The following is a 23,754-nucleotide window of genomic DNA, read 5'->3' as shown; positions in this document are numbered from 1 at the left end:
GCGCGCCGTCACCCCCTGAGCCACCGCGCGGCACGGGGACAGCCGGCAGCATGCGTAAGGCCCGCTCCCCCTGAGGGGAACGGGCCTTACGTTCAGCTGTACTACCAGCTACCTACGAGGTCGGAGCGTCAGCTCTGACCACCGGCCAGCTTCTCGCGAAGGGCGGCCAGGGCCTCGTCCGACGCCAGGGCGCCGGAGTTGTCCGCGGACTCCGAGGAGTACGAGCCACCGGAGGCGGCCGGTGCACTGCCACCACCGGCGGGCGCGGCAGCACCCTCGGCGGCAGCGGCCTCGTCGGCCTCGCGGGACTTGATGACCTGGGCCTGGTGCTGCTCGAAGCGCGTCTGCGCCTCGGCGTACTGGCCCTCCCACGCCTCGCGCTGGGTCTCGAAGCCCTCGAGCCAGTCGTTGGTCTCGGGGTCGAAGCCCTCGGGGTAGATGTAGTTGCCCTGGTCGTCGTAGGACGCGGCCATGCCGTAGAGCGTCGGGTCGAACTCGACCGAAGCCGGGTCGCTGCCGAAGGACTCGTTGGCCTGCTTCAGCGAGAGGCTGATGCGGCGGCGCTCCAGGTCGATGTCGATGACCTTGACGAAGATCTCGTCGTTGACCTGGACGACCTGCTCCGGGATCTCCACGTGGCGCTCGGCCAGCTCGGAGATGTGGACCAGACCCTCGATGCCCTCGTCGACGCGGACGAACGCACCGAACGGAACGAGCTTGGTGACCTTACCCGGGACGACCTGACCGATCTGGTGCGTACGGGCGAACTGCTGCCACGGGTCTTCCTGCGTCGCCTTGAGCGACAGGGAGACGCGCTCGCGGTCCATGTCCACGTCGAGAACCTCGACGGTGACTTCCTGGCCGACCTCGACAACCTCGGAGGGGTGGTCGATGTGCTTCCAGGACAGCTCGGACACGTGCACGAGACCGTCGACGCCGCCGAGGTCCACGAACGCACCGAAGTTGACGATCGAGGAAACGACGCCGGAGCGGACCTGGCCCTTCTGCAGGGTCGTGAGGAAGGTCTGACGAACCTCGCTCTGAGTCTGCTCCAGCCAGGCACGGCGGGACAGGACCACGTTGTTGCGGTTCTTGTCCAGCTCGATGATCTTGGCCTCGAGCTCCTTGCCCACGTAGGGCTGGAGGTCGCGGACGCGGCGCATCTCGACGAGGGAAGCCGGCAGGAAGCCACGGAGGCCGATGTCGAGGATGAGACCACCCTTGACCACCTCGATGACGGTGCCGGTGACGATGCCGTCCTCTTCCTTGATCTTCTCGATCGTGCCCCAGGCGCGCTCGTACTGAGCACGCTTCTTGGACAGGATGAGACGACCTTCCTTGTCCTCCTTCTGGAGAACCAGGGCCTCGATCTCGTCGCCGACCTTGACGACCTCGTTGGGGTCGACGTCGTGCTTGATCGAAAGCTCGCGGGAAGGGATGACGCCTTCGGTCTTATAACCGATGTCGAGCAGGACCTCGTCCCGGTCGACCTTCACGATGACGCCGTCGACGATGTCGCCGTCGTTGAAGTACTTGATCGTCTCGTCGATCGCGGCGAGGAAGGCTTCCTCGTTACCGATGTCGTTGACCGCAACCTGCGGGGTGGTGGCGGTGGTCTCGGTGCTGCTCGTCATGTGGGAAAGGGCTCCGGTGCGGACAGTGAGTCGTAGGTACTGCTACGCCGGGAGCCCGTATCGCCATCTGCGGAGGCCGGACAGCCAAGGAAGCGCCGCCCCCGTACAACAGGGAAAGCGCCTCGACAACCGAGGGACTACAACAGATGCGAGCGCGGCTGCTACGTCTGAGGCGCGCAAGCCCGCAGCGCAACCTTTAGCATACGGGGGCAGCCGGGCACGGTCAATGCGCGAAGGCGCACACCCGGGGCGGAACGTCTCAAACCCGGCACATTCAGCGTTTGATGAGGCCACCCGGCCCCGCTCCCACTCCTCCGCACACTACGACGACGGACACGATGATCCAAGAGCCTGAGACCGAAGCCGTCCACGGCCCCGAAGCCACCCGCCGCGACAGCGGTGACACGGAGAGCAGCCGGGCCAACCGCGGCTGGTGGGACCGGAACGCGGACGAGTACCAGATCGAACACGGCACCTTCCTCGGCGACGACCGCTTCGTCTGGAGCCCGGAGGGGCTCGACGAGGTGGAGGCCGGCCTGCTCGGACCGCCCGAGTCACTGCGCGGTCTCGACGTCCTGGAGATCGGGGCGGGCGCCGCGCAGTGTTCGCGCTGGCTGGCGGCGCAGGGCGCGCGCCCGGTGGCGCTGGATCTCTCGCACCGCCAGCTCCAGCACGCCCTGCGGATCGGCGAGGGCCGCTCCCTGGCCTTCCCGCTGGTGGAGGCGGACGCGGGCGCGCTGCCGTTCCGGGACGGCTCCTTCGACCTGGCGTGTTCCGCCTACGGCGCGATCCCCTTCGTCGCCGACCCGGTGAAGGTGTTCCGGGAGATACGCCGGGTGCTGCGGCCCGGCGGGCGCTGGGTCTTCTCCGTCACGCATCCGGTCCGCTGGGCGTTCCCCGACGAGCCGGGGCCCGAGGGCTTGTCGGTCGCGTCCTCCTACTTCGACCGCACTCCCTATGTGGAGCAGGACGAGCATGGGCGCGCCGTCTATGTGGAGCACCACAGGACGGTCGGCGACCGGGTGCGGGACGTGGTGGCCGGCGGTTTCCGGCTGGTCGACCTGGTCGAACCGGAGTGGCCGGCCTGGAACACACAGGAGTGGGGCGGCTGGTCCCCGCTGCGCGGCGGTCTGATCCCGGGGACGGCGATCTTCGTCTGCGTACGAGACTGAGCGTGTGATCCGCGACGACATCCTCGGCAGCCTCCCCGTACACACCGCTGTCCCCGCGCTGGAACGGGCCCTCGACGGGCACGGCTGCGCGGTGCTGTGCGCACCACCGGGGACGGGCAAGACGACGCTCGTGCCGCTGGTGCTGGCCGGGCTGCTCGGCGACGGTCCCGTGCGGCGGGTGGTGGTCGCCGAGCCGCGGCGGATCGCGGCGCGTGCGGCGGCCCGCCGGATGGCCTGGCTGCTCGGTGAGCGCGTAGGGGAGCGTGTCGGCTTCACCGTGCGCGGGGAGCGCGTGGTGGGGCGCGGCACGGTGGTGGAGGTGGTGACCACCGGCGTGCTGCTGCAGCGGCTCCAGCGCGACCAGGAGCTGGCCGGTGTCGATGTGGTGATCCTCGACGAGTGCCATGAACGGCATCTGGACGCGGACACGGTGGCGGCGTTCCTGCTGGACGTACGGGCCGCCCTGCGTCCGGAGCTGCGGCTCGTGGCGGCGTCGGCGACGACCGACGCGGCCGGCTGGGCACGGCTGCTGGGGGACGCGCCGGTGGTGGAGGCGCGGGGCGTCTCGTATCCGGTGGAGACCGTCTGGGCGCCGCCCGTGAAGCCGGTACGGCCGCCCCATGGCATGCGCGTCGATCCGGCGCTGCTGACGCATGTGGCGTCGGTGGTGCGGCGGGCGCTGGCCGAGCGGGACGGCGACGTCCTCTGCTTCCTGCCGGGAGTGGGGGAAATCGGCCGCGTGGCGGGGCAGTTGGCGGAGATCGGCGCCGAGGTGCTTCAGGTGCACGGGCGGGCGCCGGCCGCCGTGCAGGACGCGGTGCTGGCCGGCTCCTCGGGCCGCCGCAGGGTCGTACTGGCCACGGCGGTCGCCGAGTCGAGCCTGACGGTGCCCGGCGTGCGGATCGTCGTGGACGCGGGGCTCGCGCGCGAGCCCCGCACCGACCACGCGCGGGGGCTGAGCGCGCTCACGACCGTACGGGTGTCGCAGGCGGGCGCCCGGCAGCGGGCCGGGCGGGCCGGGCGCGAGGCCCCCGGCGCCGTCTACCGCTGCTGGGCGGAGGCCGAGGACAGCCGGCTGGCCCGCTTCCCCTCCCCCGAGATCAAGATCGCGGATCTGGCGGCCTTCGCGCTCCAGGCGGCGTGCTGGGGCGATCCGGACGCGAGCGGTCTCGCACTGCTGGACCCGCCGCCGGCCGGGGCGATGGCGGCCGCGCGCACCGTACTGACCGCGATCGGCGCGGTGGAGGCGGCAGCGGACGGCGCGGCTGGTCCTGACGGTCCGGGGCGGGTGACCGACCGGGGCGTACGGATGGCCCGGCTCGGCCTGCACCCCCGGCTGGCGCGGGCGCTCCTCGACGGCGCCGGGCAGGTCGGGACGCGGCGCGCGGCGGAGGTGGTGGCGCTGCTGAGCGAGGAGCCGCCGAGGTCGTACGGGGACGATCTGGCCGCGGCCTGGCGTACGGCCCGCCAGGGCGGCGACGCCTATGCCGCCCGCTGGCGCCAGGAGGCGCGGCGGCTGGCCTCGGCGGCGGGCAAGGACACGGCGGGCCGTGAGCCGGGTGCCACGGATGACGCGGTCGCCGGGCTCGTCGCGGCGCTCGCCTTTCCGGAGCGCGTGGCGCGGTCGCGGGGCGAGGGGACGTATCTCATGGTGTCGGGCACCGGGGGCGAGCTGGGCGACGGGTCGCGGCTGCGCGGCTCGCCCTGGCTGGCGGTGGCGGTCGCGGACCGGCCGGCCACGGCGGCGGCCGCGCGGATCCGGCTCGCCGCGGTCATCGACGAGGACACGGCACGGACCGCCGCCGGACAGCTGCGGTCGGCGGGCGAGGAGGTGCGCTGGGAGGACGGCGATGTCGTCGCCCGGACGGTGGAACGGCTGGGCGCGGTCGAGCTGTCCGTGCGCGCGCTGAAGTCGCCGGCCCCGGGATTGGTGCGCACGGCTCTGCTGGACGGCCTGCGGCGCGAGGGGCTCGGGCTGCTGCGCTGGAACCGGGACACGCAGGGGCTGCGCGAGCGGCTCGCCTTTCTGCACCGGGAGGTGGGCGGCGGCTGGCCGGACGTCTCGGACGCCGCGCTGCTGGAGCGCGCGGACGAATGGCTGGAGCCGGAACTGTCCAGGGCCCGGCGCCGGTCGGACCTCGGGCGGCTCGACGCGGGCCAGGCACTGCGGCGGCTGCTGCCCTGGGCGACGGGCGAGGCGGCGCGGCTGGACGAGCTGGCGCCGGAGCGTATCGAGGTGCCGAGCGGGTCACGGGTACGGGTGGAGTACGGCGGCGCGCAGCCCGTACTGGCGGTGAAGCTCCAGGAGTTGTTCGGGCTGCGCGAGACACCGAAGGTCGCGGGGGTGCCGGTGCTGGTGCATCTGCTCTCCCCGGCCGGACGGCCCGCGGCGGTGACGGCGGACCTGGCGTCCTTCTGGCGGGACGGATACCGCGCCGTACGGGCGGAGCTGCGCGGCCGCTACCCCCGCCACCCCTGGCCCGAGGACCCGTCGACGGCGGCGGCCACGCGACGCACGAACACCCGGCGGTGAGCGCGGACGCGCCGGGCCGCGCCGGGCACGAGGCCGCGATGGCATGAGCCGCTCCGCGTGCGCACAGACCACCGCCCCTTCGTCCGGCCGGACGAAGGGGCGGTGGTCTGTGCGTGGCGCTGGGGTCAGGCGACCTTCAGCTCGATGGTCAGCGTCGCACCGCCCTCGGTTTCGAGGCGGAGCAGGAACGTGCCCGTCGTGTCGTCCGCGAAGATCTTCGGCAGCTGGAGGAGGCCGTTGGCGTCCGTCTTCAGATCCTTCAGCTCGCGGAGCGGGGCGCCGTTCGCGTCCTTGAAGTACGGCCCCTTGCCGGGCGCCGTGGCGTCGTCCGCGGAGGTGATCATGGCGGCGGTCACCGCCACACCCGACGCGGCGGCGCCCTTGAAGGTCGCCTTGAGCTCGACCGGAGCGGCGAACTCCGCGCCGGGCGCGGCCGTCAGCTCCTGGTCGGTGGTCCTGGCGAGCCCGTCCGCCTGGCGGGCCGTGACGGTCGCGGTGTGGTCGACGCCTGCGACGTCCCGGACAGCGACGGTGGCCCGGATCGTGAACTCACCGGTCTGCTCGCCCGCCTGGACGGGCGGAGCGGTCGCCGCGCCGTCCGCGCCGGTGGCGACAGTCACCCTGGTCGCGCCTCCGGCGAACCGGGCGTCCGTCTCGCCGACGATCTCGAACCGCACCGGCTCCTTGGCGACCGGCCTGCCCGCCGCGTCCTCGGCCCGTACCGCGGCGCGCTCGGTGAACAGGCTGCCGGCCACCGCGGTCAGCGTGCCCGTGCCGGTCTTCTCGATCCGCTTGACGATGGGCTTCGGGGCGGGGGTGCCCGGCCCGTCGCTGTCGCCCGGGGCGGGGGTGGTCGGCCCGCCGCCGCCCGGCGTGGACGGGCCCGGGCTGCCGGAGCCGCCGGGCGCGGGCGTCGAGGGACCGGGGCTCGGCGAGCCGCCCGGCTTCGACGGGCTGGGGCTCGGCGACGGCGAGGGGCCGGGGTCGGCGGGGCCGGGGTCGGCCGGCAGCACTCCGGTGCCGTCCGGGACCTCGTGCGTGCCGTTCTTGTAGTACTGGAACCAGGTCAGGACCGTGTTCAGGTACTCCTGCGAGTGGTTGTAGCCCAGGATCGACTTGTGGAGGTCACTCTCGACCGAGAGGTCGCGGTCCCCGGCGCAGAGGTAGCGGCCGGCCGCCAGCGCCGCGTCATAGATGTTGTTGGGGTCCTTGCGTCCGTCGCCGTTGGCGTCCTGGCCCCAGGTGGCCCAGGTGGACGGGATGAACTGCATCGGACCGACCGCACGGTCGTGCGTCACGTCGCCGTCGTACTCACCGTCGTCGGTGTCGGAGATATTGGCGAAGCCGACGCCGTTGAGGACGGGGCCGAGGATCGGCGCGAGCGTGGTCCCCGCGGCGTCCACCCGGCCGCCGCGCGCCTGACCCGACTCGACCTTGCCGATCGCGGCGAGCAGCTGCCACGGCAGATTGCAGCCGGGCTTGGTCTCCGCGAGGGACTGCTCCGCCTGCTTGTACGCGGCCAGGACGGAGGCGGGTATGCCCGCTTCCGCCGCACCCGCGGCCGGCAGGTCGATCGACGCGCCGGGCTTGTCGGGCGTGGTCAGCGGCGGAAGCTCCGTGTAGTACGGGGAGTTGCCGGTGACCGCCGTGTCGCCGGAGGGCGAGGTCGCGTCGGCCGCCCGGGCCGCACCGGCGTCGGTGGGGATGGCGCCGGGTGCCTGCGAGGCGGAGAGGGCCGCGATGGCGGCGGCGGCCACCGCGGTGGTGGTGGCTCCTCTGCGCAGTCGGCGGCCGAATAGCGCTGCCATACGTCTGGTCCCTCCCCATGGACGGCTGTTCGCGCTCCGGCGCGAGAACTCAGGCGACCCTACGTCAACTCCCGGCTCCGGCACACCGGTAGGTGACCGGTTTTCACCAGTTCGCCACCTCCAGGTCGCCCGGAGCCCGAAGTCCCCTCGAACCGCCCGGCGCGGGTCAGTGGGCCGCCGACTCCCAGTCCGTGCCCACGCCGACCGAGACATCCAGCGGCGCGCGCAGTTCGACCGCGGCCGGCATCTCGCGGCGGAGCAGCTCCTCCACCCGCTCGCGCTCGCCCGGGGCGATCTCCAGGACGATTTCGTCATGGACCTGGAGGAGCATCCGGGAGCTCAGACCGGCCTCGGTCATCGCCCGGTCCACCTGGAGCATGGCCACCTTCACGATGTCCGCGGCGGTGCCCTGGATGGGGGCGTTGAGCGCCATCCGCTCGGCCATCTCGCGGCGCTGGCGGTTGTCGCTGTTGAGGTCGGGCAGATAGCGGCGGCGGCCGAGCATCGTCTCCGTGTAGCCCGTCGCCCTGGCCTCCACGACCGCTCGCTGCAGATAGTCCCGTACGCCCCCGAAGCGCTCGAAGAACGTGTCCATCAGCCCGCGCGCCTCGGCCGCCTCGATGTTCAGCTGCTGGGAGAGGCCGAACGCCGAGAGCCCGTAGGCCAGTCCGTACGACATCGCCTTGATCTTGCGGCGCATCTCGGGGTCGACCGCGGTCTTGTCCACGCCGAACACCTGGGAGGCGACGGTGGTGTGCAGGTCCTCGCCGGAGGTGAACGCCTCGATCAGGCCCGCGTCCTCGGAGAGATGGGCCATCACCCGCAGCTCGATCTGGCTGTAGTCGGCCGTCATCAGCGACTCGTAGCCCTCGCCGACGACGAAGCCGCGGCGGATCGCCCGGCCCTCGTCGGTGCGGACCGGGATGTTCTGCAGATTGGGGTCGGTGGAGGACAGCCGGCCGGTCGCCGCCACCGTCTGGTTGAAGGTGGTGTGGATCCGGCCGTCCGTCGCGATCGTCTTGATCAGGCCCTCGACCGTGACCCGCAGCTTCGCCTGCTCGCGGTGGCGCAGCATGATGACCGGCAGTTCGTGCTCGGTCTGGGCGGCGAGCCAGGCCAGCGCGTCGGCATCGGTGGTGTAACCGGTCTTGGTCTTCTTGGTCTTGGGCAGGCCCAGCTCACCGAAGAGGACTTCCTGGAGCTGCTTGGGAGAGCCGAGGTTGAACTCGTGGCCGACCGCGGCGTGCGCCTCCTTCACCGCCTGCTGCACGGCGCCCGCGAACTGCTGCTCCATGGCCTCCAGATGGGCCCGGTCGGCGGCGATGCCGTGCCGCTCCATCCGGGCCAGCAGCGCGGACGTCGGCAGCTCCACATCATGGAGCAGCCCGGTGGCGCCGACCTCTCCCAGCCGCGCGGTGAACGCGTCGCCCAGGTCGAGGACGGCGCGGGCCTGGGTCATCAGCGCCTCGGCCTCGGCCTGCTCGTCCGTACCGAAGGCGAGCTGTCCGTCGGCGGAGGCCGCGGGGGCCAGCTCGCGGCCCAGATATTCGATGGCCAGTGCGTCCAGCGCGAAGGAGCGGCGGCCCGGCTTGACCAGATAGGCGGCCAGGGCGGTGTCCATGGTGACCCCGCCGACCCGCCAGCCGTGCTCGGGGGCGACCCGCATCGCGCCCTTCGCGTTGTGCATCACCTTGGGGCGGTCCGCGGCGCCGAGCCAGGCCGCGAAGGCCTGCTCGTCGGCCTCGTCCAGCTGGGTGGAGTCGAACCAGGCCGCGGCGCCGCCGGCCGCGGCGAGCGCGACCTCGCTGACGCTTCCCACGCCCAGCGCCCAGGTGTCGACCGTGGCGACACCGAGCGGCTGCGCGCCGTGCTCCGCCAGCCAGGGCGCGAGCTCGCCGGAGCCCAGCACCGAGCCGTCCAGCTCCACTCCGGCGGCGGGCGCCGGGGCCTCGTCCTCGACCGCGCCGGGGTCCACGGCGAGCAGCCGCTCGCGCAGGCTGGGGTTACGGATCTCCAGCACGTCGAGCACGCCCTTGACGGCCGCGCGGTCGTACGGGGCGCGCTCCAGGTCCTGCGGGGTCTTGGGCAGCTCGACGTCCCGCACCATTTCCGTGAGCCGGCGGTTGAGCCGCACCGACTCCAGGTGGTCGCGGAAGTTCTGCCCGGCCTTGCCCTTGACCTCGTCGGCGCGCGCGACCAGCTCGTCGAAGGAACCAAACTGATTGATCCACTTCGCGGCGGTCTTCTCGCCGACGCCCGGGATGCCGGGGAGGTTGTCGGACGGGTCGCCGCGCAGGGCCGCGAAGTCCGGGTACTGCCGCGGCGAGAGTCCGTACTTCTCCTGGACCTTCTCCGGGGTGAAGCGCGTCAGCTCGGAGACGCCCTTGGTGGGGTACAGCACCGTCGTGTGCTCGCTGATGAGCTGGAAGGAGTCCCGGTCACCGGTGACGATCAGCACCTCGAAGCCCGCCGCCTCGGCCTGCGTGGCGAGGGTCGCGATGACGTCGTCCGCCTCGAAGCCGTCGATCGCGAACCGGTCCGCGCGCATCGCGTCCAGCAGCTCGCCGATCAGCTCGACCTGGCCCTTGAACTCGTCGGGCGTCTTCGAGCGGTTCGCCTTGTACTCCGGGAACTCCTCGGAGCGCCACGTCTTGCGGGACACGTCGAAGGCGACGGCGAAATGCGTGGGCGACTCGTCGCGCAGCGTGTTCGCCAGCATCGACGCGAAGCCGTAGATCGCGTTGGTCGGCTGACCGGTCGCGGTGGTGAAATTCTCCGCGGGCAGCGCGAAGAACGCCCTGTACGCCAGGGAGTGCCCGTCCATGAGGAGCAGGCGAGGACGGTTGTCTGCGGTGTTCTTCGATGCTGTCTCAGCCACGGACCCGATCCTGCCACGCCCCACTGACAATCCCGACCGGCCGGACCTCGGCCACCCGCTGTCGGTGGCCCGTGGCAGGATCGGAGAGATACGTGACAGACACAGGTCGTAGCCGGGAAACGCAGGTCCGAGGGAGAGCGCGATGGCCAGCAAGCCGCCCGCAGGTGATCCGGTCCAGGACGCGCCGCAGGTCACCGCGCCCAAGCGGGCGGCCGCGGGGCTCCCCGCCGTCGCGCACACACTCCGTGTCGCCCAGCAGCAGATGGGCGTGCGGCGCACCGCGCGGACCCTGCTCAAGGTCAACCAGAAGGACGGCTTCGACTGCCCCGGCTGCGCCTGGCCCGAGGGCGATCACCGGCACACGGCGGAGTTCTGTGAGAACGGCGCGAAGGCCGTCGCGGAAGAGGCCACGCTGCGCCGGGTCACCCCCGATTTCTTCGCCGCCCATCCCGTGTCGGATCTCGCCACCCGCAGCGGCTACTGGCTGGGCCAGCAGGGCCGTATCACCCAGCCGATGCTGCTGGAGCGGGGAGCCGCGGCGGCGGACCGGGGAGCCTCGGCCGGGGGCACGGACCACTACGAGCCGGTGACCTGGGAGCGGGCCTTCGCGATCATCGCGGAGGAGCTGACCGCGCTCGGCTCCCCCGACGAGGCCCTCTTCTACACCTCGGGCCGTACCAGCAACGAAGCGGCGTTCCTGCTGCAGCTCTTCGCCCGCGAGTTCGGCACGAACAATCTGCCCGACTGCTCCAACATGTGCCACGAGTCGTCGGGCTCCGCACTCATCGAGACCATCGGCATCGGCAAGGGCAGCGTCTCCCTGGAGGACCTGCACCAGGCCGATCTGATCATCGTGGCCGGACAGAATCCGGGCACCAACCATCCCCGGATGCTCTCCGCGCTGGAGAAGGCCAAGACGGCGGGCGCGAAGATCATCTCCGTGAATCCGCTGCCCGAGGCCGGACTCGAGCGGTTCAAGAATCCGCAGACACCGCAGGGCATGATCAAGGGCGCCGCCCTCAACGACCTCTTCCTACAGATCCGCATCGGCGGCGACCAGGCCCTCTTCCGGCTGCTGAACAAGCTCATCCTGGACACACCGGGCGCTGTCGACGACGCCTTCGTCCGTGAACACACCCATGGCTACGAGGAGTTCACCGCGGCCGCGCGCGCCGCCGACTGGGCCGAGACGCTGGCCGCCACCGGCCTGGAGCGCGCGGAGATCGAGCGGGCCCTCTCCCTGATCCTCGCCTCGCGGCGCACCATCGTCTGCTGGGCCATGGGCCTGACCCAGCACAAGCACTCCGTGCCGACCATCCGCGAGGTCGTCAACTTCCTTCTGCTGCGCGGCAACATCGGCCGTCCCGGCGCCGGCGTCTGCCCGGTGCGCGGACACTCCAATGTGCAGGGCGACCGCACGATGGGCATCTTCGAGCGGCCCGCCGCCGCCTTCCTCGACGCCCTGGACCAGGAGTTCGGCATCACCTCGCCGCGCCACCACGGCTATGACGTCGTACGGTCCATCGAGGCGCTGCGCGACGGCAGGGCCAAGGTCTTCTTCGCGATGGGCGGCAACTTCGTCGCCGCGACCCCGGACACGGCGGTCACCGAGGCCGCGATGCGCCGCGCCCGCCTCACCGTGCATGTCTCGACCAAGCTCAACCGCTCGCACGCGGTGACCGGGGCCCGCGCGCTGATCCTGCCCACCCTGGGCCGTACCGACAAGGACGTCCAGGCGGGCGGCCGGCAGATCGTGACCGTCGAGGACTCCATGGGCATGGTGCACGCCTCCCGGGGCAACCTGCCGCCCGCTAGCCCGCATCTGCTCTCCGAGCCGGCCATCGTCGCCCGGATGGCACGCGCCGTGCTCGGGCCCGGGTCCACCACCCCGTGGGAGGACTTCGAGAAGGACTACGCCACCATCCGCGACCGGATAGCGCGCGTGATCCCCGGCTTCCAGGACTTCAACGCGCGCGTGGCCATTCCGGGCGGCTTCGCGCTCCCGCACGCCCCGCGCGACGAGCGCCGCTTCCCCACGGCCACCGGCAAGGCCAACTTCACCGCGGCGCCGGTGGAATACCCGGAACTGCCCGAGGGCCGGCTGCTGCTGCAGACCCTGCGCTCGCACGACCAGTACAACACCACGATCTACGGCCTCGACGACCGCTACCGCGGCATCAAGGGCGGCCGCCGCGTTGTCCTCGTCAATGCCGAGGACGCGGACGAACTGGGCCTCGCCGACGGCTCGTACACCGATCTGGTCAGCGAGTGGAAGGACGGCGTGGAGCGGCGCGCCCCCGGCTTCCGGGTGGTCCACTACCCCACCGCCCGAGGCTGCGCCGCCGCCTACTACCCGGAGACCAATGTGCTGGTCCCGCTCGGCGCCACGGCCGACATCAGCAACACCCCGGCGAGCAAGTCCGTCGTCGTGCGCTTCGAGCGGACGGACTGAGCGCACGACCGGGCCGCCGGGCGGGGCAGGGGGCGTGGAAGGGCCGCCCCCGGCTAAGCGCTCGCTCAGCCGTCTGGTAAGCAATACGGTGCGCACACCGCAGCGCTCACACGATCGGAGCCGGGCCCCATGGGTGAACAGACCGCCACCACGTTCCCGCAGGACATCATCGACGAGTACGCCGCGCTCGGCGTCGACCTGCCCGCGCTCTTCTCCGCGGGACACCTCGGCGCCCGGATGGGGGTGGAGATCCTTGAGGCGTCCGCCGAGCGCGTCGTCGGCACCATGCCCGTCGAGGGCAACACCCAGCCGTACGGGCTGCTGCACGGCGGGGCGTCGGCCGTCCTCGCGGAGACCCTCGGCTCCATCGGCGCGATGATGCACGGCCGCAGCGCGAAGATCGCGGTGGGCGTGGACCTCAACTGCACACACCACCGCGGCGTCCGCAGCGGAGTGGTGACCGGCGTGGCGACCCCCGTCCACCGCGGCCGCACCACCGCGACATACGAGATCGTCATCACCGACGAGCAGGACAAGCGCGTCTGCACCGCCCGGCTGACCTGCCTCCTGCGCGACGCGACCGACAGCGGCGCGGCGAAGTAACCACGCGCCACAACCCGGCACCCAACCCGGTGCACGCCGCTTGTGACACGCCGGAACCACCGCCTAGCGTGCGCGCATGGGTCGGATCGGGCGGCGCGGCCTCACCGGGGGCATCGGGTGCGTGCTGGCGCTGTGCGCGGCCGTAACGGGGTGTGGCAGTGGCGGAACATCCGGTCCCGACACCCGCGACACCCCCGCGGCGCACCGCACCACCCCGGCCGAGCTGTGCGCCTCGCTGGTCTCGTACTGGGTGAAGGAAGCCCTCAAGGGCAGCCAGTGGGCGGGCCTCGACTGGGAACAGAAGGGGCTGTCCAACGAGCAGTACGTGATCCATGACGACGTCCTGTCAGCGGCCCGCGCGGAGCGGAGGAAACACGGCACCGCGGCGGCGGAAGCGCTGATCGACCGCGAGACGAAGAAGAGGTGCACCGCCCAGAACGGCGCCACCGGCAGTTCGGAGAACTGGCGCGCGCCGAAGTGAGCTTTCCCGCCCGCCTCTCTTCTCACGCTGTGTAACAACGATGTGAACGGGGATCCTTCCGCTGCCCGCCGTCAGACCCCCGGCTGCCCGCTTCAGGGCTTTCACGTGCCCGATTGGCCGTCAGCACCAAAACGGCCCCACGTCCCTTAGCGGAACTGCGCGTTCTCACTATGCGGTCAATCCCGAAAACGCGGAAAAGCCCGATCCGTCCGGGCTGCGGCCATCAGCCCTTGGCCCTGGCATAACAAGAGAGTCACATCCTGAGCACACCGCTCCATGAGTCGCTCACCTGCGCTTAGAGTCACGGCCAGTCACCGCGCCGCCGGGCGTGCATTCGGCTCGCTCCTGATACCGACCCAGTGCGGCCCGGCGAACGCAACGGCACCTCAGCAGAGGAGGCCGCGCCAGGGAAAGGATTCACCGTGCGACACCGTTCCTTGCTCATCCTCACGACCGTGATCACCACGGGAGCGCTCACTCTCACCGCTTGTGGCTCTCGCGACGAGGGCAAGAGCACTGGCGGAAGCGACAAGATAACGGTCGTTATCGGTGTCGACGCGCCGCTCACCGGATCGCTTTCCGCGCTCGGTCAGGGCATCAAGAACTCGGTCGACCTCGCCGCCAAGACCGCGAACAAGAACAACGAGGTCCCGGGCGTCGAGTTCAAGATCGAGGCCCTCGACGACCAGGCCGTTCCGGCCTCCGGCCAGGCCAACGCCACCAAGCTCGTCGGCAGCAAGGACGTCCTCGGCGTCGTCGGCCCGCTGAACTCCGGCGTCGCCCAGTCGATGCAGGGCGTCTTCAACTCGGCGAAGCTCCTCCAGGTCTCGCCCGCCAACACCAACCCGGCGCTGAGCCAGGGCGACAACTGGGCCACGGGCGACCTCAAGCGGCCGTTCGCGTCGTACTTCCGCACCGCCGCCACGGACGTCGTCCAGGGCAAGTTCGCCGCGCAGTACTACTACAACGACGCGAAGAAGAAGAAGGTCTTCGTCGTCGACGACAAGCAGACCTACGGCGCCGGCCTCGCCGCGATCTTCTCCGATGAGTTCAAGCGCCTCGGCGGCAAGGTCGTCGGCACCGACCACGTCACGGTCAAGGAGACGGACTTCTCCAGCACCGCCGACAAGGTCAAGGCCTCCGGCGCGGACTCGGTCTACTTCGGTGGCCAGTACCCCGAGGGCGGTCTGCTCTCGGACCAGATCAAGAAGACGGGCGCCAAGATCCCCACCATGGGTGGCGACGGCATCTACGACCCGAACTTCATCGCCGCCTCCGGCGAGTCCAACGACGGTGACTTCGCCACCTCCATCGGCTACCCGGTGGAGAAGCTCGACACCGCGAAGAAGTTCATCGCCGACTACGAGGCCGGCGGCTACAAGGACCCGTACGCGGCCTACGGCGGCTACTCCTACGACGCCGCCTGGACCGTCATCCAGGCCGTCAAGGCCGTTGTCGCCGCCAACGACGGCAAGCTGCCCGAGGACGCCCGCGCCAAGGTCGTCGAGGCCGCCGGCGCAGTCGAGTTCGACGGAGTGACCGGCAAGGTCGCCTTCGACGAGTACGGCGACACCACGAACAAGCAGCTCACCGTCTACAAGGTGGAAGGCGGCGTCTGGAAGGACGTCAAGAGCGCCACGTTCGAGGACTGACCGACCCGCACTGCCCCGCAACACGACCGAAGCCGCGCGGGGGCGCACACAGCGCCCCCGCGCGGTGTCATATCCGACACGCTCATCGGAGGCCCTGCGGTGAACGAACTGCCGCAACAGCTGGCCAACGGCCTTGCCCTCGGCGCCCTCTACGGCTTGATCGCCATTGGGTACACGATGGTCTACGGCATCGTCCAGCTCATCAACTTCGCCCATGGCGAGATCTTCATGATCGGGGGCTTCGGCGCTCTCACCACCTATACCTGGCTCCCCAGCGGAACCTCCCTGCTGGTGGCGATCCCGCTCATGATCGTAGGTGGCGCCATAGCCTCGGTGGCCGTGGCCACCGCAGCCGAACGCTTCGCCTACCGCCCCCTGAGAGGGGCCCCCCGACTGGCCCCGCTGATCACCGCGATCGGCCTGTCCATCGCGCTGCAGCAGCTCATCTGGGCGTTCTACCCCGACGCCAAGAAGGCCGTCAGCTTCCCCGAATTCAAGGGCGAGTCCTTCCAGCTCACGGACAACCTCTACGTCCAGCGCGCGGACGCCTTCATCTTCGTCCTCGCGCCGCTCTGCATGATCGCCCTCGGCCTCTTCGTCTCCAAGAGCCGCAGCGGACGCGCCATGCAGGCCACGTCCCAGGACCGGGACACGGCCAAGCTCATGGGGATCAACACCGACCGCATCATCGTGATGGCCTTCGCCATCGGCGCCGCCTTCGCCGCGGTCGCGGCGGTCGCTTACGGACTCGACAAGGGCCAGATCAACTTCGAGATGGGCTTCCTCCTCGGACTCAAGGCGTTCACCGCCGCGGTCCTCGGCGGCATCGGCAACATCTACGGAGCGATGGTCGGCGGAGTCGTACTCGGCCTCGCCGAAGCCATGTCGATCGCCTACATCGAAGAAATCCCCGGCATGCAGCAGCTCGGCGGAGGCGCCTGGGCCAACGTCTGGGCATTCGTACTTCTCATCGTCGTCCTCCTCGTCAGGCCACAAGGTCTGCTCGGTGAGCGCGTCGCGGATCGGGCGTGAGATCGATGACCGACACAGCCTCCTCCCGCACCACCCAGCTACGCGTCCTCGCCCTCGTCGGCGGCGTCGCCACCGTGGCCAGCACCTTCCTGTCCTGGACCTACACCTCCGAGTTCCCCGGCGACCTCACTGTCTACGGCTACCCGGGCGGCCTCCAGGTCCTCACGCTGGTCGCGGGGCTGCTCACCGCGCTCTTCGCCCTGTCCGCGCTGGACATCAAGGGCCTGCGCTGGCTCACCCCCACCGGCTCCGCCAAAGCACTCCAGATGCTCGCCCTCGGCGGCCTGGCCACCACCTGGTTCACGGTCGTCGCCATCGCCGTCGAACTGGGCGGCGTGGTCAACCTCGAACCCGGCGGTTACGTGGCGGCGGTGGCCTCCGTCATCCCCGTCGTCGCGGCGTTCCTGCTCCCCGACGACACCCGTCAGGCCAAGCGGCCCAAGGAACTGCCCTCCTGGGCGGAGATCCTGATCATCGTCGGCGTGTTCGCCGTCGGCCTCTACGCCTTCACGTACGGCATCGACACCGAGTACGCCGAACTCTTCACCGGCTACCTGCTCACCGTCGGATTCGCCGCCACCGCCCTCTTCAAGGCCGGCCTCATGGCGCGTATCAACGGCCTCACCGCCAAATACCGCATGATCGCCGTCACCGCCGCGTTCGTCGCCGCGGCCGCCTTCCCCTTCACCCAGAGCACCGACCAGTTCACCCTGATCGCGGTCAACATCCTCATCTTCGCGACCGTCGCCCTCGGGCTGAACATCGTTGTCGGCCTCGCCGGCCTGCTCGACCTCGGATACGTCGCGTTCCTCGGCGTCGGCGCCTACACCGCCGCGCTCGTCTCCGGAACCACCGCGTCCGTCTTCGATGTGCACTTCCCGTTCTGGGCCGCCGTCCTCACCGGCGCCGCTGTCTCCCTGATCTTCGGCGTCCTCATCGGCGCACCCACCCTTCGGCTGCGCGGCGACTACCTCGCCATCGTCACCCTCGGCTTCGGAGAGATCTTCCGTATCGCCGTCGGCAACCTCGACGGAGCCTCAGGCCCCCGGATCACCAACGGCCCCAACGGTGTCCCGAACATCCCCGACCTCAACTTCTTCGGGTACAACTTCGGCGAAGCGCACACCATCCTCGGCTTCGAACTCGGCTCCTACGCCAACTACTACCTGCTGATGCTGGTCGCCATGATCCTCGTGGTGACCGTCTTCAGCCGGGCCGGCAACTCCCGCATCGGCCGCGCCTGGGTCGCCATCCGCGAGGACGAGACCGCCGCCACCGCCATGGGCATCAACGGCTTCCGCGTCAAGCTCATCGCCTTCGCACTCGGCGCCACCCTGGCCGGCCTCGCCGGCACCGTACAGGCGCACGTCCAGCACACCGTGGTCCCGGAGATGTACGTCTTCGCCGGCCCCGTGCCCCCCAACTCGGCCTTCCTGCTCGCCGCGGTCATCCTCGGCGGCATGGGCACCATCAGCGGACCGCTGATCGGCGCCTCCCTGCTCTACCTGATCCCCGCGAAGCTGCAGTTCCTCCAGGACTACCAGCTCCTCGGCTTCGGAATCGCACTCATCCTGCTGATGCGGTTCCGCCCCGAAGGCCTCATCGCCAACCGGCGCGCACAGCTCGAATACCACGAGACCGGCCAACTCGACGTACCGGAAGACAAACCCGGCGCAGGCGTCGGCATCGCCAAGGCGGGGGCGTGAACGACATGACGACCGCGACCACCACCAGCACCGTGCTCGACGCCAGCGGCGTCACCATGCGATTCGGCGGCCTGACCGCCGTACGCTCGGTCGACCTCACCGTCGGCGCGGGCGAGATCGTCGGCCTCATCGGCCCCAACGGCGCCGGCAAGACCACGTTCTTCAACTGCCTCACCGGTCTGTACGTACCGACCGAGGGCAAGGTCACCTACAAGGGCACCGTCCTGCCGCCCAAGCCCCACCTGGTCACCCAGGCAGGTATCGCCCGTACGTTCCAGAACATCAGGCTCTTCGCCAACATGACCGTCCTGGAGAACGTCCTCGTCGGACGCCACACCAGGACCAAGGAAGGCCTCTGGTCCGCGCTCCTGCGCGGCCCCGGCTTCAAGAAGGCCGAGGCCGCCTCTCACGAGCGCGCCATGGAACTCCTGGAGTTCATCGGTCTCCAGCACAAGGCCGATCACCTCGCCCGCAACCTCCCCTACGGCGAGCAGCGCAAGCTCGAAATCGCGCGCGCCCTGGCGAGCGAGCCCGGCCTGCTGCTCCTCGACGAGCCCACCGCCGGAATGAACCCGCAGGAGACCCGGGTCACCGAGGAGCTCGTCTTCGCCATCCGGGACCAGGGCATCGCCGTACTCGTCATCGAGCACGACATGCGGTTCATCTTCAACCTGTGCGACCGGGTCGCCTGTCTCGTCCAGGGCGAGAAGCTCGTCGAAGGCACCTCAGAAGTCGTCCAGGGCGACGAGCGTGTCATCGCCGCCTACCTCGGCACTCCGTTCGAAGGCGCCCCCGGCGCCGAGGAGGTCGCCGCGGTCGAGGCGGCGGAGGCGGGGGCGGCCGACGCACAGGGCGGCACCGGCACCACCAGCACCACCGGTTCGGAAGGGGACGCGAAATGACCGCACTCCTCGAGGTCGAGGACCTCAAGGTCGCCTACGGCAAGATCGAGGCCGTCAAGGGCATCTCCTTCAGCGTCGAAGCCGGCCAGGTCGTCACCCTCATCGGCACCAACGGCGCGGGCAAGACCACCACGCTGCGGACCCTGTCGGGGCTCCTCAAGCCCGCCGCCGGCCGGATCATGTTCGACGGGAAGCCCCTCAGCGGGGTTCCCGCGCACAAGATCGTGGCGCTGGGCCTGGCCCACTCCCCCGAGGGCCGGCACATCTTCCCCCGGCTGACGATCACGGAAAACCTCCAGCTCGGAGCGTTCCTGCGGACGGACAAGGCCGGCATCGAGAAGGACGTCCAGCGCGCCTACGACCTCTTCCCCATCCTGGGCGAACGTCGCAAGCAGGCCGCGGGCACCCTCTCCGGCGGCGAGCAGCAGATGCTGGCCATGGGGCGCGCCCTGATGTCCCAGCCCAAGCTGCTGATGCTGGACGAGCCGTCCATGGGCCTCTCCCCGATCATGATGCAGAAGATCATGGAGACCATCGTCGAGCTCAGGGAACAGGGCACGACCATCCTGCTCGTGGAGCAGAACGCCCAGGCGGCGCTCTCGCTCGCGGACCAGGGCCACGTCATGGAGATCGGCAAGATCGTCCTGTCGGGCACGGGTGAGTCCCTGCTGCACGACGAGTCGGTACGCAAGGCGTACCTGGGCGAGGACTGAGAGCCTGTCGGGTGACCTTACGGTCGCCGTACGCACGCGGAAGGGCCCGCCCCGGATCTCCCCGGGGCGGGCCCTTCCGCGTGTCGCCTCGGCCGGCGGGCTACTGCCCCTTCGTGGCCTTCTTCTCGTCCGCGTCCTCGATGACCGCCTCCGCGACCTGCTGCATCGACAGCCGCCGGTCCATCGACGTCTTCTGAATCCACCGGAACGCCGCCGGCTCCGTCAGCCCGTACTGCGTCTGCAGGATCGACTTCGCCCGGTCCACCAGCTTGCGCGTCTCCAGGCGCTGCGTGAGGTCCGCGACCTCCTGCTCCAGCGTCTTCAGCTCAGTGAACCGCGACACCGCCATCTCGATGGCCGGCACCACATCGCTCTTGCTGAACGGCTTCACCAGATACGCCATGGCCCCGGCGTCCCGGGCCCGCTCCACCAGATCGCGCTGCGAGAACGCGGTCAGCATCAGGACCGGCGCGATGGACTCCTCGGCGATCTTCTCGGCGGCGGAGATCCCGTCCAGGATTGGCATCTTCACGTCGAGGATCACCAGATCCGGCCGGTGCTCCCGCGCCAGCTCCACGGCCCGCTGACCGTCACCGGCCTCACCGACGACCGCATAGCCCTCTTCCTCGAGCATCTCTTTGAGATCGAGACGGATCAGGGCCTCGTCCTCGGCGATGACGACACGCGTCGTCAGCGGCGGGACATGCGACTTGTCGTCATCGTCGACGGGCTGGGGCGACTCGGGGGCGGTCACGGTGGCTCCTCGTTCCAGACAGGATGCTGCTCCCCATGAGCCTACCGAGCTGCGGTAAAGTGGGGCCGAGCGGGGGATCCTAAACCCTTGCATTCTGAGGCCCCAGTACTCCAACTGGTCAGAGAGGCCGCTCTCAAACAGCGGACAGTGTGGGTTCGAATCCCACCTGGGGCACTTTCCTTCGATTCCAAGGTCGCGCGAGAGCTCGTGGCAACCACTTGATCGCGTGAATTTCCGTGGTTCCGCGACCGCGAGTCCGCCCCTCTCGCCAGTATCGGCCTCATGTACGACCTCCAGACCCGCCGAGGGGTGCTGACCCTGCTGGGCCAGGGCCGCAGCCTCAGTGCGGTGAGCAGGCAGACCGGCATATCCCGAGCGGCGATCCGGAGCTGGCAGGCGCGGGTTGAGCCTTCACCACGGTTGCTCCGCCAGGCGAAGCCATGCCCCCGATGCCTGCCGGAGCCCGGCTCCCCGGCCGACTCCGCCTCGTACGCCTACCTGCTGGGTCTCTACCTCGGCGACGGCTGCATCAGCTCGCACCCCCACGGCGGCCACTACTTGCGCATCGCGTGCGCCGACGCATGGCCGGGGCTCATCGACCTGTGCCGCGCCGCCGTCACCGCTGTCCGGCCGGACGACCGGGTGTATGTCCTGCGGAAACAGGGGTGCGTGATGGTGACCGCCTACGGCCGGCATTGGCCGTGTCTGTTGCCCCAGCACGGACCGGGCAGAAAGCACGAGCGCCCGATCGTCCTCGAATCCTGGCAACAGGGCATCGTGGACGCGCACCCATGGGAATTCATCCGCGGTCTCATCCATTCCGACGGCTGCCGGACCATGAACTGGACCACCCGTGTCGTACGCGGCCAGAAGAAGCGCTATGAGTACCCGCGCTACTGGTTCACCAATGTCTCCGACGACATCCGGCAACTCTTTACGGACACGCTCGACAAGGTCGGTGTCGAGTGGAAGCACTGCACCCGCGCGGGAAAGCCGTACAACATATCCATCGCCAAGCGCGCGTCCGTCGCCCTCATGGACGCGCGCGTCGGGCCCAAGTACTGACCTACTTCGGGCTGTCGTCCTCGCCGATGTGGTGGACGCGGACCAGGTTCGTGGAGCCCGCGACTCCCGGCGGGGAGCCCGCCGTGATGACGACGATGTCGCCCGTGTCGCAGCGGCCGATCTTGAGGAGCTGGTCGTCGACCTGGGCGACCATCGCGTCCGTGGACTCCACATGCGGGCCGAGGAAGGCCTCCACGCCCCAGGTGAGGCTCAGTTGGGAGCGGGTGGCCGGGTCGGGGGTGAAGGCCAGGAGCGGGATCGGGGAGCGGTAGCGGGAGAGCCGCTTGACCGTGTCGCCCGACTGGGTGAAGGCGACCAGGAACTTCGCGCCCAGGAAGTCGCCCATCTCGGCGGCCGCGCGGGCGACCGCGCCGCCCTGGGTGCGGGGCTTGCTGCTTTCCGTGATGGGCGGCAGCCCCTTGGACAGCAGGTCTTCCTCGGCGGCTTCGACGATGCGGCCCATCGTCTTGACGGTCTCGATGGGGTACTTGCCGACGCTGGTCTCGCCCGAGAGCATCACGGCATCCGTGCCGTCGATCACGGCGTTGGCGACGTCGGAGGCCTCGGCGCGGGTGGGGCGGGAGTTGTCGATCATCGAGTCGAGCATCTGGGTGGCGACGATGACCGGCTTGGCGTTGCGCCTGGCCAGTTTGATGGCGCGCTTCTGGACGATCGGCACCTGTTCGAGGGGCATCTCCACGCCCAGGTCGCCGCGGGCGACCATGATGCCGTCGAAGGCCGCGACGATGCTGTCGATGTTCTCGACCGCCTGCGGCTTCTCGATCTTGGCGATGACCGGGATCCGCCGGCCTTCCTCATCCATGACGCGATGGACGTCATTGATGTCCTCTCCGCTGCGTACGAAGGAGAGGGCGATGATGTCGGCGCCGGTGCGCAGCGCCCAGCGGAGGTCGTCGATGTCCTTCTCGGAGAGCGCGGGGACGGAGACGGCGACGCCGGGGAGGTTGAGACCCTTGTGGTCGGAGACCATGCCGCCCTCGATGACGAGGGTGTGGACGCGGGGGCCTTCGACGCCGGTGACTTCGAGGGCGACCTTGCCGTCGTCGACGAGGATGCGCTCCCCGGTGGTCACGTCGGCGGCGAGTCCTTCGTAGGTGGTGCCGCAGGTGTGGCGGTCGCCTTCGAGGGGTTCGACGGTGATGGTGAATTCGTCGCCGCGTTCAAGGAGTACAGGTCCTTCGCGAAAGCGGCCGAGGCGGATCTTCGGACCTTGAAGGTCGGCGAGGATTCCGACGCTGCGGCCGGTCTCGTCAGCGGCTTTGCGTACGCGCTGGTAGCGCTCGTCGTGTTCGGCGTAGGTGCCGTGGCTGAGGTTGAGGCGAGCGACGTCCATTCCGGCTTCGACCAGTGCCTTGATCTGGTCGTATGAGTCGGTGGCGGGCCCCAGGGTACAGACGATCTTTGCTCGGCGCATACGTCGAGCCTAGACCTTACCGACGGGTAGGGAATTGGCCGCGCATGACTACTCAACAACCTTTGCATGAAGGGTTATTGACAAGTGTTGAATTGTGCGCGGGGGCGCTCCGATGAGCATTTTCCGTCAGGAAGTGAGATCCGGCGGGGTCATGGTGAAGCGCGCGTTCACTTGGGCGTAGACGGTCTGGCGTTGCGGTTCGAGGTCGAGGGCGGGGGCCGCGTCCGCCCCTTCCGCGCTTCCGTAGGCCGCCCTGCCGCGCGCGCTGGCGGGGGCGGCGGGCATGCCGTATCCGAGGCTGTTCTCGGCGCCGAGGTCGGCGAGCTCGACGAGGGCGGCGAGCCGCGCGCCGAGTGCCTCGGCGTATTCGCGGGCGCGCTGGACCGCTTCCCGTACGGCCTGGCGGCGGGCTTCGCCGTGGGCCGGGGAGTCGGGGCGCAGTGACCACCAGGGTCCGCTGACGCGGGTGAGTTCGAGGTCGGCGAGGCGGGTGGTGAGTTCGCCGAGGGCGGTGAAGTCGGAGAGTTCGGCCGTGAGGTGCACGCTGCCGTGGTAGGCGCGGACGCGCTCGCCGCGGCCGTGCCGGGTGAGTTCGGGGCTGATGGAGAAGGCGCCGGTCTCCAGTTTTTCGACGGCGTCGCCGTAGGTCTTGATGAGGGCGAGGACATCCGCGTTGCGCCGGGTGAGGTCGGCGAGTGCGCTGCGCCGATCGGTGCCGCGGGCACCGACGGCGATGCTGATTCTGGCGATCTCCGGGTCGACCTCCAGCCGGGCTTCGCCGCGGACGGCGACCCTCGGCGTTTCCGGGGTGCCGTAGGGCGCGGCGGGGGTCGGTGCGTCGGTGATCACGGAGCGGCTCCTCGTACGGCGGTCGCGGGCTGGTGCCCCTCGCGGCGATGTTGCCGGTCGCGGCACCAGGAACACTCTCGCACCC

Annotated in this window: 17 protein-coding genes and 1 tRNA gene; 12 read left to right on the top strand and 6 right to left on the bottom strand. The window is 70.1% G+C overall.

Annotated features, from left to right (window positions below; genetic code table 11):
• Nucleotides 1-128 precede the first annotated feature (128 nt).
• Nucleotides 129-1,634, bottom strand: a complete 1,506-nt coding sequence (gene rpsA / locus ACZ6MZ_RS29210) for a 30S ribosomal protein S1 (RefSeq protein ID WP_384183637.1) — start codon at nt 1,632-1,634, stop codon at nt 129-131.
• A gap of 338 nt (nt 1,635-1,972) precedes the next feature.
• Here rpsA and ACZ6MZ_RS29205 point away from each other — a divergent pair, with 338 nt between their 5' ends.
• Entirely contained in the window at nt 1,973-2,806 is an 834-nt protein-coding gene (locus ACZ6MZ_RS29205) for a class I SAM-dependent methyltransferase (protein ID WP_469355326.1), read from the top strand.
• A gap of 4 nt (nt 2,807-2,810) precedes the next feature.
• Nucleotides 2,811-5,339: an ATP-dependent helicase HrpB gene (gene hrpB / locus ACZ6MZ_RS29200; RefSeq protein WP_469355325.1), complete on the top strand. Its 2,529-nt coding sequence runs from the start codon at nt 2,811-2,813 to the stop codon at nt 5,337-5,339.
• Nucleotides 5,340-5,464: 125 nt separating this feature from the next.
• On the opposite strand, the gene ACZ6MZ_RS29195 is transcribed toward hrpB, so the two are convergent.
• Both ACZ6MZ_RS29195 and polA read right to left on the bottom strand, forming a co-directional pair.
• A complete protein-coding gene (locus ACZ6MZ_RS29195) occupies nt 5,465-7,147 on the bottom strand; it encodes a lytic transglycosylase domain-containing protein (protein ID WP_469355323.1) in 1,683 nt (560 codons plus the stop codon).
• Nucleotides 7,148-7,313: 166 nt separating this feature from the next.
• Nucleotides 7,314-10,025, bottom strand: coding sequence for a DNA polymerase I (gene polA, locus ACZ6MZ_RS29190; protein WP_469355322.1), 2,712 nt, complete (start codon nt 10,023-10,025; stop codon nt 7,314-7,316).
• Between the two features lie 142 nt (nt 10,026-10,167).
• On the opposite strand from polA, the gene ACZ6MZ_RS29185 reads away from it, so the two are divergent.
• From ACZ6MZ_RS29185 to ACZ6MZ_RS29150, 8 genes are all read left to right on the top strand, one after another.
• Complete coding sequence (locus tag ACZ6MZ_RS29185; RefSeq protein WP_469355320.1) at nt 10,168-12,477, top strand: FdhF/YdeP family oxidoreductase; 2,310 nt, start codon at nt 10,168-10,170, stop codon at nt 12,475-12,477.
• Nucleotides 12,478-12,606: 129 nt separating this feature from the next.
• On the top strand, nt 12,607-13,080 hold the full coding sequence (locus ACZ6MZ_RS29180) for a hotdog fold thioesterase (protein ID WP_384183654.1): 474 nt from the start codon (nt 12,607-12,609) through the stop codon (nt 13,078-13,080).
• Nucleotides 13,081-13,156: 76 nt separating this feature from the next.
• The gene (locus ACZ6MZ_RS29175; protein WP_469355316.1) at nt 13,157-13,561 is read left to right on the top strand and encodes a hypothetical protein; all 405 of its coding nucleotides are present in this window, start codon (nt 13,157-13,159) and stop codon (nt 13,559-13,561) included.
• 422 nt (nt 13,562-13,983) lie between these two features.
• Nucleotides 13,984-15,213, top strand: coding sequence for a branched-chain amino acid ABC transporter substrate-binding protein (locus ACZ6MZ_RS29170; protein ID WP_389786895.1), 1,230 nt, complete (start codon nt 13,984-13,986; stop codon nt 15,211-15,213).
• 99 nt (nt 15,214-15,312) lie between these two features.
• Nucleotides 15,313-16,245 (top strand): branched-chain amino acid ABC transporter permease, encoded by a 933-nt coding sequence (locus tag ACZ6MZ_RS29165; protein WP_384183662.1) that lies wholly within the window; start codon nt 15,313-15,315, stop codon nt 16,243-16,245.
• A 5-nt stretch (nt 16,246-16,250) separates the two neighbouring features.
• The gene (locus tag ACZ6MZ_RS29160) at nt 16,251-17,951 is read left to right on the top strand and encodes a branched-chain amino acid ABC transporter permease (protein ID WP_389786892.1); all 1,701 of its coding nucleotides are present in this window, start codon (nt 16,251-16,253) and stop codon (nt 17,949-17,951) included.
• Nucleotides 17,952-17,956: 5 nt separating this feature from the next.
• Nucleotides 17,957-18,853 carry an ABC transporter ATP-binding protein gene (locus ACZ6MZ_RS29155; RefSeq protein ID WP_384183680.1) on the top strand — a complete coding sequence of 299 codons (897 nt, stop codon included), beginning with the start codon at nt 17,957-17,959 and terminating at the stop codon, nt 18,851-18,853.
• A complete protein-coding gene (locus tag ACZ6MZ_RS29150; RefSeq protein ID WP_384183667.1) occupies nt 18,850-19,566 on the top strand; it encodes an ABC transporter ATP-binding protein in 717 nt (238 codons plus the stop codon). Before ACZ6MZ_RS29155 ends, ACZ6MZ_RS29150 begins: the two co-directional genes overlap by 4 nt.
• Nucleotides 19,567-19,666: 100 nt before the next feature.
• On the opposite strand, the gene ACZ6MZ_RS29145 is transcribed toward ACZ6MZ_RS29150, so the two are convergent.
• Complete coding sequence (locus ACZ6MZ_RS29145) at nt 19,667-20,320, bottom strand: ANTAR domain-containing response regulator (RefSeq protein ID WP_389786889.1); 654 nt, start codon at nt 20,318-20,320, stop codon at nt 19,667-19,669.
• Between the two features lie 99 nt (nt 20,321-20,419).
• On the opposite strand from ACZ6MZ_RS29145, the gene ACZ6MZ_RS29140 reads away from it, so the two are divergent.
• Together ACZ6MZ_RS29140 and ACZ6MZ_RS29135 are read left to right on the top strand one after the other, a co-directional pair.
• Nucleotides 20,420-20,494: transfer RNA gene (locus tag ACZ6MZ_RS29140), tRNA-Leu, on the top strand.
• Nucleotides 20,495-20,602: 108 nt separating this feature from the next.
• On the top strand, nt 20,603-21,385 hold the full coding sequence (locus tag ACZ6MZ_RS29135) for a transcriptional regulator (RefSeq protein ID WP_469355312.1): 783 nt from the start codon (nt 20,603-20,605) through the stop codon (nt 21,383-21,385).
• 1 nt (nt 21,386) lies between these two features.
• On the opposite strand, the gene pyk is transcribed toward ACZ6MZ_RS29135, so the two are convergent.
• Together pyk and ACZ6MZ_RS29125 are read right to left on the bottom strand one after the other, a co-directional pair.
• Nucleotides 21,387-22,820, bottom strand: coding sequence for a pyruvate kinase (pyk, locus tag ACZ6MZ_RS29130; protein ID WP_389786884.1), 1,434 nt, complete (start codon nt 22,818-22,820; stop codon nt 21,387-21,389).
• Between the two features lie 126 nt (nt 22,821-22,946).
• Nucleotides 22,947-23,669, bottom strand: coding sequence for an SIMPL domain-containing protein (locus ACZ6MZ_RS29125; RefSeq protein WP_469355310.1), 723 nt, complete (start codon nt 23,667-23,669; stop codon nt 22,947-22,949).
• Nucleotides 23,670-23,754: the final 85 nt, after the last annotated feature.

Source organism: Streptomyces sp. NPDC042201, from assembly GCF_055582185.1.
Note: the sequence above shows the minus strand (reverse complement) of the source record. Positions and strands in the feature narration are given on the sequence as shown.

Excerpts from the sequence above, each read along its gene's own strand:
- rpsA (WP_384183637.1), bottom strand. The coding sequence starts at position 1,634 with ATGACGAGCAGCACCGAGACCACCGCCACCACCCCGCAGGTTGCGGTC.
- ACZ6MZ_RS29205 (WP_469355326.1), top strand. The coding sequence starts at position 1,973 with ATGATCCAAGAGCCTGAGACCGAAGCCGTCCACGGCCCCGAAGCCACC.
- ACZ6MZ_RS29195 (WP_469355323.1), bottom strand. The coding sequence starts at position 7,147 with ATGGCAGCGCTATTCGGCCGCCGACTGCGCAGAGGAGCCACCACCACC.
- ACZ6MZ_RS29185 (WP_469355320.1), top strand. The coding sequence starts at position 10,168 with ATGGCCAGCAAGCCGCCCGCAGGTGATCCGGTCCAGGACGCGCCGCAG.
- ACZ6MZ_RS29180 (WP_384183654.1), top strand. The coding sequence starts at position 12,607 with ATGGGTGAACAGACCGCCACCACGTTCCCGCAGGACATCATCGACGAG.
- ACZ6MZ_RS29175 (WP_469355316.1), top strand. The coding sequence starts at position 13,157 with ATGGGTCGGATCGGGCGGCGCGGCCTCACCGGGGGCATCGGGTGCGTG.
- ACZ6MZ_RS29160 (WP_389786892.1), top strand. The coding sequence starts at position 16,251 with ATGACCGACACAGCCTCCTCCCGCACCACCCAGCTACGCGTCCTCGCC.
- ACZ6MZ_RS29155 (WP_384183680.1), top strand. The coding sequence starts at position 17,957 with ATGACGACCGCGACCACCACCAGCACCGTGCTCGACGCCAGCGGCGTC.
- ACZ6MZ_RS29150 (WP_384183667.1), top strand. The coding sequence starts at position 18,850 with ATGACCGCACTCCTCGAGGTCGAGGACCTCAAGGTCGCCTACGGCAAG.
- ACZ6MZ_RS29135 (WP_469355312.1), top strand. The coding sequence starts at position 20,603 with ATGTACGACCTCCAGACCCGCCGAGGGGTGCTGACCCTGCTGGGCCAG.
- pyk (WP_389786884.1), bottom strand. The coding sequence starts at position 22,820 with ATGCGCCGAGCAAAGATCGTCTGTACCCTGGGGCCCGCCACCGACTCA.